Annotated in this window: 9 protein-coding genes; 2 read left to right on the forward strand and 7 right to left on the reverse strand. The window is 70.4% G+C overall.

The genetic code is table 11. From position 1 onward, the window contains the following. Positions 1 to 64 precede the first annotated feature (64 nt). Together Air01nite_RS28030 and Air01nite_RS28035 are read left to right on the forward strand one after the other, a co-directional pair. Entirely contained in the window at positions 65 to 2,764 is a 2,700-nt protein-coding gene (locus Air01nite_RS28030) for an MGH1-like glycoside hydrolase domain-containing protein (protein WP_203706319.1), read from the forward strand. 1,393 nt (positions 2,765 to 4,157) lie between these two features. Continuing rightward, positions 4,158 to 5,141 carry an MBL fold metallo-hydrolase gene (locus tag Air01nite_RS28035; protein WP_203706320.1) on the forward strand — a complete coding sequence of 328 codons (984 nt, stop codon included), beginning with the start codon at positions 4,158 to 4,160 and terminating at the stop codon, positions 5,139 to 5,141. On the opposite strand, the gene Air01nite_RS28040 is transcribed toward Air01nite_RS28035, so the two are convergent. The 7 genes from Air01nite_RS28040 to ngcE all read right to left on the reverse strand — a co-directional run bounded on the left by Air01nite_RS28040 (position 5,138) and on the right by ngcE (position 12,201). Next, positions 5,138 to 5,350 carry a hypothetical protein gene (locus tag Air01nite_RS28040; RefSeq protein WP_203706321.1) on the reverse strand — a complete coding sequence of 71 codons (213 nt, stop codon included), beginning with the start codon at positions 5,348 to 5,350 and terminating at the stop codon, positions 5,138 to 5,140. The genes Air01nite_RS28035 and Air01nite_RS28040 overlap by 4 nt on opposite strands. 48 nt (positions 5,351 to 5,398) lie before the next feature. Further along, complete coding sequence (locus Air01nite_RS28045; RefSeq protein ID WP_203706358.1) at positions 5,399 to 5,983, reverse strand: nucleotidyltransferase family protein; 585 nt, start codon at positions 5,981 to 5,983, stop codon at positions 5,399 to 5,401. Between the two features lie 446 nt (positions 5,984 to 6,429). Continuing rightward, positions 6,430 to 7,215, reverse strand: coding sequence for an alpha/beta fold hydrolase (locus tag Air01nite_RS28050; protein WP_203706322.1), 786 nt, complete (start codon positions 7,213 to 7,215; stop codon positions 6,430 to 6,432). Next, positions 7,212 to 8,882, reverse strand: a complete 1,671-nt coding sequence (locus tag Air01nite_RS28055) for a bifunctional 3'-5' exonuclease/DNA polymerase (protein ID WP_203706323.1) — start codon at positions 8,880 to 8,882, stop codon at positions 7,212 to 7,214. Before Air01nite_RS28055 ends, Air01nite_RS28050 begins: the two co-directional genes overlap by 4 nt. 28 nt (positions 8,883 to 8,910) lie before the next feature. Continuing rightward, on the reverse strand, positions 8,911 to 9,828 hold the full coding sequence (locus tag Air01nite_RS28060; RefSeq protein ID WP_203706324.1) for a carbohydrate ABC transporter permease: 918 nt from the start codon (positions 9,826 to 9,828) through the stop codon (positions 8,911 to 8,913). 7 nt (positions 9,829 to 9,835) lie between these two features. Further along, positions 9,836 to 10,747, reverse strand: coding sequence for a carbohydrate ABC transporter permease (locus Air01nite_RS28065; RefSeq protein ID WP_203706325.1), 912 nt, complete (start codon positions 10,745 to 10,747; stop codon positions 9,836 to 9,838). Between the two features lie 14 nt (positions 10,748 to 10,761). After that, positions 10,762 to 12,201 (reverse strand): N-acetylglucosamine/diacetylchitobiose ABC transporter substrate-binding protein, encoded by a 1,440-nt coding sequence (gene ngcE / locus Air01nite_RS28070; protein ID WP_203706326.1) that lies wholly within the window; start codon positions 12,199 to 12,201, stop codon positions 10,762 to 10,764. Positions 12,202 to 12,226: the final 25 nt, after the last annotated feature.

Raw genomic sequence — 12,226 nt, forward strand, 5'->3', positions numbered from 1 at the left:
CCTTTGGTAACACACCGCCTCCAAAATGACCGTGGAAGAAACAGCGCGAGGGAAGATCGATGACATGGAGGTGACCGCCGAGGTGCTGGCCGAGCAGGCACGGCTCGCGGAGGCCGACAGTGGCGCGCGACCGTGGCGGTCCTGGGGTCCCTATCTGTCGGAACGGGCCTGGGGCACGGTTCGCGAGGACTACAGCGAGCACGGCACCGCGTGGGACTACTTTCCGCACGACCACGCCCGGTCCCGCGCCTACCGGTGGAACGACGACGGGATGGCCGGGATCTGCGACGACCGGCAGACGTTCTGCTTCGCGCTCGCGTTGTGGAACGGCGTCGACCCGATCCTCAAGGAACGCATGTTCGGGCTGGGCGGCGACGGCGGCAACCACGGTGAGGACGTCAAGGAGTACTGGTGGTACGAGGAGTCCACGCCCACCCACTCCGCGATGCGCTGGCGCTACCACTATCCGCAGGCGCCGTTCCCGTACGACCGGCTGGTCGCGGTCAACGCCCTGCGCCGCCGGGACGAGCCCGAGTACGAGTTGGTCGACACCGGTGTGTTCGCCGAGGACCGGTTCTGGGTGGTGACCGTCGAGTACGCCAAGGCGTCGCCAACCGACATGTGCGTGCTGGTCACGGTGGCCAACCGCGGTCCGGAGGCGGCCAGCCTGCACGTGCTGCCGTCGCTGTGGTTCCGCAACACCTGGTCGTGGGGGCTGCCCGGGCGCGACGCCGTGCCGCGGCTGGCCGCCGACGGCACCAACCGGCTGGTCGGTGACCACTGGGTGCTCGGGTCGCTCGTCCTGGAGGGCGACGGGTCGCCGGTCCCGCTGCTGTGTGACAACGAGTCCAACGCGCGCCGGCTCTGGGGGTTGGCGGGCGGGTCCCGCTATGCCAAGGACGGGATCAACGACCACGTCGTGCAGGGCGCGGCGACGGTCAACCCGGCCCGGACGGGCACCAAGGGGGCATTGCACTACGTGCTCGACGTGCCGGCGCGGTCGTCGGCGACGATCCGGCTGCGGCTGTCGGTCGCGGGGGCGCCGGGCGGTCGTTCCCAGGTGGCCCCTGCCCTCGACCTCGGTGCCGACCACGACGCGGTGTTCGCCGCGCGGCGGGCCGAGGCCGACGAGTTCTTCGGCGCGCTGACCCCCGCCGGCGCCTCGGCCGACGAGGCGGCCGTGCTCCGGCAGGCGATCGCCGGGCTGATGTGGGGCAAGCAGTTCTACCACTTCGACGTGCGGCAGTGGCTCGACGGCGACCCGGGCTCGCCGACGCCGCCGCCCGGTCGCCGGCACGGGCGCAACAGCGCCTGGCGGCACATGACCAACTTCGACGTGATCTCGATGCCGGACCCGTGGGAGTACCCGTGGTTCGCGGCCTGGGACCTCGCGTTCCACTGCGTCACGTTGGCCCGGGTCGATCCCGCGTTCGCCAAGCAGCAACTGCTCCTGCTGCTGCGCGAGTGGTACATGCACCCCAACGGCCAGATACCGGCGTACGAGTGGGCGTTCGGCGACGTCAACCCGCCCGTGCACGCGTGGGCGGCGCTGCGGGTGTTCGAGATCGACGGCGGGCGCGACGTCGACTTCCTCGCGCGGGCGATGCACAAGCTGCTGCTCAACTTCACCTGGTGGGTCAACCGCAAGGACGTCACCGGCAACAACGTGTTCGAGGGCGGCTTCCTCGGCCTCGACAACGTCGGCCCGTTCGACCGGTCGGCGGCGCTGCCGGTGGCCGGGGTGCTGGAGCAGTCCGACGGCACCGGCTGGATGGCCATGTACGCGCTGAACCTGCTGGACATGGCGCTGACCCTGGCGGTGGACCAGCCGGCGTACGAGGACATCGCCACGAAGTTCTTCGAGCACTTCGCCTACATCGCGTCGGCGGCGTACGAGCAGGGGCTGTGGGACGCGGACGACGCCTTCTTCTATGACGTGCTGCGGCTGCCGGACGGCTCGCGGGTGCCGCTGAAGGTGCGCTCGGTGGTCGGGCTGCTGCCCCTGGCCGCGACGGCGTCGCTGTCCTCGCTCATGATCAACCGGCTCCCGGAGCTGTCCCAGCGACTGCGCTGGTTCATGCACAACCGACCGGAGTACGGCCTGGTCGTGGGCACCCGGCGGCGCGCGGGCGACGGGCGGCAGCAGCGGCTGCTGGCGATGGTCGCTCCGGAGCAGCTCGTCCGGATGCTGTCCCGGATGTTCGACGAGACCGAGTTCCTGTCGCCGTTCGGCCTGCGCACGCTGTCGCGGCAGCACCTCGACAAGCCGTTCACGGTGTCGCTGGGCGGGCAGGAGTTCACGGTCGGCTACGAGCCGGCGGAGTCGACCAGCGGGCTGTTCGGCGGCAACTCCAACTGGCGGGGGCCGATCTGGTTGCCGACCAACTATCTGCTGATCGGGGCGCTGCGGGAGTTCGCGGCGTTCTTCGGCACGGAGTTGCTGGTGGAGTACCCGACCGGGTCGGGCACGCGGCTGCCGCTCTCGGAGATCGCCGACGACCTGTCCCGGCGGCTGATCGGGCTGTTCACCCGGGACCGCAACGGGCGCCGGCCCATCTACGGCGCGTGCGAGCTGTTCCAGACGCATCCCGACTGGCGGGAGCTGATCTCTTTCCCCGAGTATTTCCACGGTGACAACGGCGCCGGGCTGGGCGCCTGGCACCAGACGGGGTGGACGGCCCTGGTGGTGGACCTCATCCTCACCACACGGCGGTCAGACGGCGGTCGCCCCGCCACCGATCCGGAAACGGGACACGTGAGCTAGCCGTGACGCCTGGGCGCCGGCCAGCAGGACGGCTACGACTCCGGCCCGCCGTCGAGAAACGCGGGTCGGCTGGCGTCTGGGATCACTTTCGGTGGCGCGCACGGCGGCGGCCGCCGAACGCGTGCATGACACCCGTCGGCACACGCCGTCAGGGCCGCGTTCGCCGTCCAGGCAGCTTGCGGCTGCCGGTCGCGGCTGGCACGACCGCCCCCGGGTCGTGGCGTGCCGCCACCGAATGCGGTGTGGCATTTCGCTGAGCGATGGATTCGCCGGCGCGGCGGAACGGACCTACGGTTTTAGAATGCCGAGCGAATCGTGAGGTGAATTGCTCACAATGCGATATGCGGCCGATCCGAAATGGGCTGTTGACTGACGCTGCGGCGGCCCCTTGGCCGCCGTGGAGCGCCAATTCCTCGGCGCCGCGCGCGGACCCGACCCGTGCCGCGGCCAGCAAGCCCGTTCCCGCGGCCGTCCCCCGCCGGCGGTGGCCGCACCGGACCGGACCGCGACCAAACCGAAGACCCACCCGGACGTTGATCACCAAACGGCGACCGACCCACCCGCAGACCAGACAAGCCGCATCCGCGGCCGTCCCCGGCCACGATGGCCCCGGCGGCCGGCCCACAACCACATGCGAGCGACCCCCGCGGCAACCGGATGCGGGTCACCCGCAAGCTGCTCGCCACGCGGCGGCCGACCTGCCCGCAGGGCCAGACACGCCGTTCCGGCAAGTTGTCGCCGATGATCATGTGCGATGACGATCCGGGGGTGCGGACCGGTCCTGGATATTTCCGGCGTCTCCGCCATTGCTCGTACCGGCCGCACGGCGTGGGCGGTCCGAGTGGGCCGGCGGCCGTCGCTCGACCGTTCGCGGTCGGAGGTGTGTTGCCGATCAGCGTGTTCCGCGGCCAAGGGCGGGCGGCTCGACCGGCGCGGTTGTCGATCAACAAGGCCCGCGGCCGGGGACTGCCCGCTCGCCCTGTGTGGATGTTGGCCCGGCGTGCCGGGCGAGGGCTTGGTCGCTGGCCGGCCGACGCGTCGCAGTTTCTCGGCGTGGCGACGTGCCAGACCCCACGCACGGTGGCGGGCATGCGTGCGACGGAATTCGTCTTTGGCCAGGGAATAGTTGCGGGCTGCGGTGCGGTCACGCATTCCAGCGAGCTCGGCGGAGGTGAACAACTGCAGTTGCCGCATGTTTATATTGTCCCCCAATCCGCAGACGAAACCCATTACTCGACCATGCCAACCCAACTTTCCAGAAGTAATTGACATGACGCACGCTATTCGCTTCGGGTCGGCGAATTTGCGATTCGGCGTACGCTCGGATGCGCTGGTGGGGTGCGTCTTCGGCGATGGGGCTGCGATCCGCTGGGCGGCAAGCGAGGCTAGGCCTATGGATGCGTCCGTAACGCTGCGTCCCGTCGACGGTGTGCACGTCACGACGTTGATCGACAACTACACCGACGTGCTGCTGCCCGACGAGGGTCCGATCCGCCGCTGGGGTGCCGTGGGCTCCGGTGGCCGGGCCGCGCCTGTGCCCGACACGATCTCGGTGACCGGCCAGACGGTCGACGGCCTGCGCGCCGAGCACGGCTTCTCGGCACTGGTCGAGCTGCGGGTCGGCGGCGCGGTGCGGCGGATCCTGTTCGACGCGGGAGTCACGCCCGACGGGTTGATCGGCAACCTGGACCGGCTGGAGCTGCGGCCGGACTCGTTCGAGTCGATCGTGTTCAGCCACGGGCACTTCGACCACGTGATGGGGCTCGAAGGGGTGATCCGGCGGCTCGGGCGGACCAGCATGCCCGTCTACCTGCACCCGGACTTCTGGCGGCAGCGCCGGCTGGTGTCGGGCCCGGACCAGGCGTTCGAGATGCCGATCCCGTCACGGGCGGCGATCGAGGGCATCGGCTTCGAGATCATCGAGGGGCGGCAGCCGTCGTACCTGCTCGACGGCATGCTGCTGGTCACCGGCGAGGTCGACCGGACGGTGCCGTTCGAGCAGGGGATCCCCAACCACCAGGCGTTCGTCGACGGCGCGTGGGAGCCGGACCCGCTGATCCACGACGACCAGGCCATGGTGCTGCACGTGGCCGGCAAGGGCCTGGTGATCCTGACGGGCTGCGGGCACGCCGGGGTGGTCAACATCGTGCGGTACGCGAAACGCCTGACCGGTGTGTCCGAGGTGTACGCGGTGCTGGGCGGCTTCCACCTGCGCGCCGGCCCGGTGGTCGACGAGACGGTGACGGCGCTGGCCGCCGAGCGCCCCGCACTGCTCGTGCCGTCGCACTGCACGTCCTGGCAGGCGCAACAGGCACTCGCGACAGCGATGCCCGCGGCAACCCGCCCCAACACCGTCGGAACGCGCTTCGAGCTCTAGCTCTTCTCCTCGTCCTCTTCGGGGTCGTGGCCCTCGATGGCGGTCACGATGGCGCCGGTGATGTCGCCCGCCGGGACGGCGATCTCCTCGCCCTCGGAGACCTCGTCCTCGGAGAGGTTGGGCTCGGGCCCCGTGGCGGCGCCGGCGAAGCCGAACTCGTTGGGCTCGTTGGGCTGTTCCGGCTCGTCTGGGTCGTGCTTGTCGGTCATGCCCTGACACCTACCCCGGCTTCGCGCCGGGGATGCGGCGTTTCGGGATCATTCCGCGGTCGTGCGGGTGAGCCCGAAGGCGGTGACGAGGTGAGGCTTGTCGAGCCGATGCCCGTCGGCGACGGCGTCGCAGGCGACGTCGACGATCTCGGTCTTGTGTGCGAGCAGGTAGGGGCGCGCCCCGACGTCGGACTTGGCGAGCGTGGCCAGGCCGGCCCAGTGCCGGCGGCCGAGCAGCATCGGGTAGCTGCGGCGCCCGTCGTAGGTCGCGCACACGAGGGCGTCCGCGTGCGGCAGGAGGGCGACCCGCCGCGCCGCCTCGACGGTCACGCCCGGCATGTCGACGGTGAGCACGACGGCGGCATCGGCGGCGACCCCGACGAGCGCCTCGAGCCCGACCCGCAGGCTGGACCCGAGCCCTGTCCCCCAGGCCTTGTCGACGACCGTGACGGCATCTTCCAACCGGGCGGCGGTGCGCACCTGGTTGGCTTGAGCGCCCAGCACCACGATCAGCGGCGCGCAGCCGATCTCGCGCGCGATGCCGCACACGTCGTCGACCAGCAGCGCGTCGCCCCGCCGGAGCAACGCCTCCGGTCCCCCGATGCGCCGGCCCCCACCGGCAGCTATGACAATCCCCGCGATCCGACCCACGCCTGCCTCCGCAACGGCGAACGAATCGATACGACCCCTGGGGTCCGTCCCGATGTCCTGACCGGGCTGTGGCAGACCTGGACGCCGCCTGACCACGCCGGTCACGACACCGGTATCCGGCCGCACCCCCTGCGCGGCCCAGGCCGACACCTGGGCCTTGCCGTGCTCCGGCCGGACTTCGAAACTGACCCCAGGTCCTGTTCGACCTGGGCCTGCCTCGCGGATCAGGATGGTGGGCCGGCGAGACCGGGACGGCGCCCGGGCGAAGAGACAGGCCGGTCGTCGTCTGGGCCCGGCGGAGCGCCGCCACGTTCCGCGGGACAGGCGCCTACAGTCTCACCACTCCCACCAGCCCCACACACCCCGCCAGTCGCCTATCCGACCGTGCCACACCGGACAACTACCTGCTAGGGGGCGGGCGGGCGCGGTCACGAGGTGAAGAAGCGGCGTAGGAGGGGTCCGAGCAGGGCCGGGTCGGCGACGTGGCCCGGTCGGGACAGGACCGACCGCTCGGCGCCCGGCAGGGCGGCGACCAAGGCGTCTGCGGCGGTGTCGTAGAAACTCGGCTCCGGACCGGCGGCGCCGGTGGCGACCAGGACCGGCTGGTCGATCGCGCTGAACAGCATGGTCGGCACCTCCCCGTCGCCCAGGCAGGCCGCGTCGTAGGCCAGCGTCGGCGCGAGCGTCTCCAGCGACGGCCAGACCGACGCGGCGCGCGCCCCGGCGATCTCGTCGTCGCCGGCGCCGGCCAGGCGCATGAAGGCGGCCACCGCGTCATCCCGGCTGCCGGCCGCGAGGAGCGCGGTCAGCTCATCCACATAGGACAACCAAGCGGCGCGCATCGCCGGGTCGGTCAGGTAGGGGACCTCGTAGACTCCCACCCGCTCCACCGGCAGCCCGGCGGCCGTCGCGATCAGGGCCAGCGCACCGCCGGAGGAGGCGCCGAACAGGTGCACGGGCCCACCGACCGCCGCGACCAACGCGGCCAGGTCCTCGACCTCGCGCCCGACCGAATAGGGCGCCGTGTCGCCGCTCGCGCCCCGCCCGCGCCGCGCGTAGTTGACGACTGTGAACCACCGCGCCAGCACCGCGGCGAGCGGCTCGTTCTCGGAGCCGTCGTCCAAACCGCCACCCACCAACACGACCGGCGGGCCGTCGCCGGCCGCGCTGAAGGCGATCCGCGTGCCATCACCCGACGTGACAAAGCTAGTCATTTGGCCTCCGCATAGCTTTCCGCGGCCACGGCTTCCAGGGGGAAGCGGACCTCGGTGTCGCCGAACAGGGTGCGGGTGGCCCGCTCGCCAGCCGCGTGGACGGCGGCGACCACCTCGTCGGCCTGCTCGGCCGGGCAGTGCACCAGCACCTCGTCGTGCTGGAAGAAGACCAGCTCGGCGGGCGTGCCCGCCAAGGCCGTGCGGAGGGTCGCCAGCAGGGCCAGGGCCCACTCGGCGGCCGTGGCCTGGATGACGAAGTTGCGGGTGAAGCGGCCCCGGGCCCGCGCCCGCGCGCCGGTCAGGGAGCCGCCCTCACCCGCTTCGTAGCCGGACTCCGCCAGCGACACCGAGACCGACGACGGCGGGCACGTGCGGCCCAGCCACGAGCGGACCAACCCGCCGCCCTCGCCCGTGCGGGCCGCGGCCTCGACGTAGCCGAACGCCGTCGGGTAGTGGCCGCGCAGCACCGCCAGGGCCGGGACCGCGGCACCGCCTGTCTGGCCGTACATCGCGCCCAACAGGGCGACCTTCGCCTTTGCCCGGTCGCCGCCGAACGCGTCGGCGGCCAGGGCCGCGTAGAGGTCGCCGGCGCGGCCCGCGGCGGCCAGGCGGGTATCGCCCGAGACCGCGGCCAGGACGCGCGGCTCCAACTGGGCCGCGTCGGCGACGACCAGGCGCCAGCCCGGGTCGGCGACCACCGCCCGGCGGATCACCTTGGGAATCTGCAGCGCGCCACCCCCGCGGGAAGCCCATCGCCCGGAGACCACGCCGCCCGGCACGTATTCGGGCCGGAAGCGGCCCTCGTGGACCCAGGCGTCGCGCCACGCCCAGCCGTGAGCCGTCCAGATGCGGAAGAGCTCCTTGTAGGCCAGCACCGGCTGGACCGCCGGATGGTCGACGTGCTGCAGGGTCCACGACCGGGTGTTGGGCACGTCGACCCCGGCCCGGTGGAACGCCTTGAGCAGCTCGCCCGGCGACTCCGGGTGCAGCGAGCGCACGCCGAACGCCGCGGCGATCTCGGCCAGCAGGGCCACGAGCCGGGCGGGCGGCCCGCCGACCGCTGACGGCGGACCCAGCAGCGAACGGAGCAGGTCGTCGTGCACGTCGGCCCGCCACGGCAGGCCGGCGGCGCCCATCTCGCTCGCGACCAGCGCGCCGGCCGACTCCGCCGCGACCAGCAGCCGGAACCGCGACGGCGGCGACGGCACGGCGGCCATCCGGGCACGCTGGTCGGCGTAGACGGCGACCAGGTCGTCGAGCTCGACCGACGGGCCGACGGCCGGCGCCGCGAACAGCTCGCCCTGGCCACCCCCGGGCGGCGCCGCCGCCAACGGCAGCGGATCGGGCGGCACCGGCGTGCCCCGCAATCGGGCCAGGGCCGCCGCGACCGACCTCGGCGCGCCCCACGAGCCGGCCGAACCGAGCAGCAGCGCCTCGGTCAGCTCGACGTCGTGACAGCGCTCGACCCGCACACCGGCGGCGAGCAACGACGGATAGACGGCGAGCGTCGACGGCCAGACCCACCTCGGCCGGGCCGAGGACTCCCAGGACGCCACGGCCGCGGCCAGCGACGACACGGTCGCGGCGGGACCGGCCGGGCGGCCCCCGTCGTCGAGCGGCAGGAGCCGACCCGAACCGCCCTCCCCCGGAACCGCCGCGACCAGCACAAGGTCATTAGACCTCAGCGGTACGACACTATTTGACCGCGCCCGACGTCAGGCCGGCCTGAATCTGCCGCTGCAGCACCGCGTACACGAGGATCATCGGCAGGATCGCCAGCGTGAGCGCCGCGAACAGCCCGCCCCAGTCGGCCTCGAACCCGGCATTCACCGAAATGTCGGCGATGCCCTGGGTGATCACCCACTTGTCGCGGTTGCCGGACATCAGCACCACCGGGAGCTGGTACTGCGCCCACTGGCCGATGATGTTGAAGATCGTGATGCTGACCAGACCCGACCGGGCCATCGGCATCATCACCTGGAAGAACAGCCGCACGTGCCCCGCGCCGTCCATGATCGCGGCCTCGGCGACCGTGTTCGGCAACGTCTTGAAGAACGCCGACAGGAAGAAGATCGTGAACGGCAGCGAGTACGCGATGTAGACGAGGATCAGGCCCGTGTAGCTGTTGAGCAGGCCCAGGTTCTTCACCACGAAGAAGAGCGGCACCAGCGCCAGGAACACCGGGAACGCCAGGCCCGACACGAACAGGAAGTAGATGGGCCGGTTGAACCAGAACTTGTAGCGGGCCAGCACGTAGGCGGCCATCGAGCCGAGCAGCATCGTGCCGAACGTCGACAGCGACACCACCAGGATGCTGTTGAGCAGGTAGCGCCCGACGTGCGCGGTGGTCCACGCCCGCTCGAAGTTGTCCCAGCGGAGCTGCGCCGGCAGCGTCCACGGGCTGCTGAAGATCTCCTCGACGCTCTTGAACGAGGACAGGAAGGTCCACAGGATCGGCGCGAGGACGATGATCGCCCAGACCAGCAGCGCGATGTGGGCGAGGCTGCTCAGCACCTTGACGTCGGACCTGCCGCCGCGGCCACGACCGCGCCCGCGTGGCTTGGGCGTCTCCACCGGGGGCGGCGGCGTCTCGGAAGTCTGCAGAGTCGTCATCGTGACCTCAGGAGTATTCGACGTTCTCGCGCCGGGAGACCCGAAGCGTCAACGCGGCAAACGTGATGGTCAGGAAGAACAGCGCGACGCCCAGTGCGGACGCGTAGCCGTACTTACTGGTCTGCATGTTGCGGTAGATCTCGACCGCGAGCACCGTGGTCGCGCCGTCCGGCCCGCCGTCGTTGCCGATGGAGAGCACGTTGACCAGGGCGAAGCAGTCGAACGCCGCGATGCCCAGATAGACCCAGGCGACCTGGAGCGTGTTCCAGAGCAGCGGCAGGGTGATCCGGAAGAACAGCGTGAACTTCGTGGCGCCGTCGATCGCGGCGGCCTCGTAGATGTCGGTCGGGATCGACGACATGCCCGCCGAGAACAGCACGACGTAGAAGCCGACCGCCTGCCAGACCAGCACGCCCAGGATCGACCAGAGCGCGATGTTCGGGTCGACCAGGAAGAAGATCGGATCCAGACCGAGCTTCATGAGTACGCCGTCGATCAGGCCGGTCTCGTTGGGCCGGTAGACCGTCTGGAACAGCACCGCGATGATGGCCACGGCCAGGACCTGGGGGAGGAAGAACACCACCCGGTAGAACTTCGACCCCCAGATCCCGGTCATGACGCCGGCTCGTGACCGGCCACCCACGTTGAGCAGGAACGCGAAGAAGAGCGAGATGGCAATGGTGATCAGCGGCAGGCAGATCAGCAGGATCGCGTGGTGCTGGAGCGCCTTCCAGAACTTGTCGTCCTCGAACATCGTGCGGTAGTTGTCGACGCCGATCCATTTCGGCGCCGCGAAACCCCGCCACTGTGTGAAGGACAGCTGGAAGGCCTGGATGACCGGCGCGACCACGAAAATGGCGTAGAGCGCTACCGGTGCTGCCAGGAACCCGATGATGAATGGGTACTTGCCATGCCGCATTGCCTATGCTCCCGTCAGCGCTTGAACTTGGTGACGGCGTCGTCCTTCTTCGTGGCGTCGGCCTTCTTCTGCAGACGCTCGCAGAACTGGTCGGCGTTGATCCGGCCGAACATCAGCTCGTTGGTGGCGACGCGGGCCTCGGTCTCGAGGTCCTTGTACCAGCCGTCGAAGAAGATGTTGACGACGTTGGCACCGGCCGAGGCCAGCGCCTTCTGGGAGCTGGCGACACCCGGCGGGAAAGCGTAGCCCTCGGACGCTCCGACCACCACGGTCGGCGCCTTGACGACCTCGGTGAAACCGCGGCCGCCCTCCTTGGACAGCATCTGCCGCATGTACTCCATGCCGCCCTGCACGTTCTTGCCCTTGGCCGGGACGACGTAGCCCTCACCCGCGGTCGCCCGCAGCGTGCCGGCCGGCATCTTGTCGGACGAGCCCAGGCCCGGCAGCGTCGCCATCGTGTACTCGAAGCCGGCCGGCGTGGTCTTGGCCTGCTCGCCCTCCAGCCAGTCACCCGACGGGTAGAGCGCCACCTTGTTCTGGTTCTGCTGGAGCTGCACCTCGGTGTGGATCAGGCCCTCGTGGCTCTTGTCCATGAAGCCCTTGCCGATCAGCGAGCCCCAGGCCTCGGCGGCCTGCTTGACCGCGTCGACCTTCCAGGCACCGTCTTCCAGGTTGTCGATGTTCTTCAGCACGTCGGCGCCACCGATTTTCGCCGCGTGCGTGAGGATCACGTTGTACTGGTAGTACGGCGCGTTCTTGCCGGCGTACGCGTAGGGGATGATGCCGGCCTTCTTGATGTCACCGAGCAGCGTCAGGAACGCGTCCCAATTGTCCGGCACGGTCCAGCCCTTGTCCTTGAAGAGCTTGCCGGAGTACCACAGGCCGAACACCGTCGACACGTAGTACAGGACGTGCGGCTTGCCGTTGAACGAACCGACCTCGACGGTGCCGGCCACGACGGTGTCGCGGACCTTCTTCGCCGGGTCGTCGACCGACGGCGCGTCCCACAGCGGGGTCAGGTCGGCCAGCTGCTGGTCGGCGACCAGCGCGCCGAAGTCCATCAGCTTGGTGCCCGAGTTGTTGACGAAGTCCGGCGGGTCGCCCGCCGCGAAGCGCGGCTGCAGGATGGTGGAGATCTCCTGCGTGGACGAGTGCTTGATGGTCGCGTTCGGGAACGCCTTCTTGTAGAGCGGCTCGTGTACGTCGGTCGCGTACTTCTCGCCGTAGCCGCCGTTGAAGATGACGACCTCGAGCTGGGCGTCTTCCTTCACACCCAGCGGGTTCTTGTCGGACTTCTCGCCACCTGCGGCCGGGGTGTCCGGAGTGTCGTCACCGCCGGTCGCACACGCGGAAAGCAGGCCGGTGGCCGGGATGACGAGCAGACCGGCGGCCGCCGCACCGCGCAGCAGGTTCCGGCGGCTGAGGTCCGACGTGCTGTCGGGGAGTTGCGACATCTTGTCTCCTCGATTCATCGATCGG

Origin of the sequence: Asanoa iriomotensis, from assembly GCF_016862515.1 — a bacterium.
Lineage (GTDB): Bacteria > Actinomycetota > Actinomycetes > Mycobacteriales > Micromonosporaceae > Asanoa > Asanoa iriomotensis.

Excerpts from the sequence above, each read along its gene's own strand:
- Air01nite_RS28030 (WP_203706319.1), top strand. The coding sequence starts at position 65 with ATGGAGGTGACCGCCGAGGTGCTGGCCGAGCAGGCACGGCTCGCGGAG.
- Air01nite_RS28035 (WP_203706320.1), top strand. The coding sequence starts at position 4,158 with ATGGATGCGTCCGTAACGCTGCGTCCCGTCGACGGTGTGCACGTCACG.
- Air01nite_RS28040 (WP_203706321.1), bottom strand. The coding sequence starts at position 5,350 with ATGACCGACAAGCACGACCCAGACGAGCCGGAACAGCCCAACGAGCCC.
- Air01nite_RS28050 (WP_203706322.1), bottom strand. The coding sequence starts at position 7,215 with ATGACTAGCTTTGTCACGTCGGGTGATGGCACGCGGATCGCCTTCAGC.
- Air01nite_RS28060 (WP_203706324.1), bottom strand. The coding sequence starts at position 9,828 with ATGACGACTCTGCAGACTTCCGAGACGCCGCCGCCCCCGGTGGAGACG.
- Air01nite_RS28065 (WP_203706325.1), bottom strand. The coding sequence starts at position 10,747 with ATGCGGCATGGCAAGTACCCATTCATCATCGGGTTCCTGGCAGCACCG.
- ngcE (WP_203706326.1), bottom strand. The coding sequence starts at position 12,201 with ATGTCGCAACTCCCCGACAGCACGTCGGACCTCAGCCGCCGGAACCTG.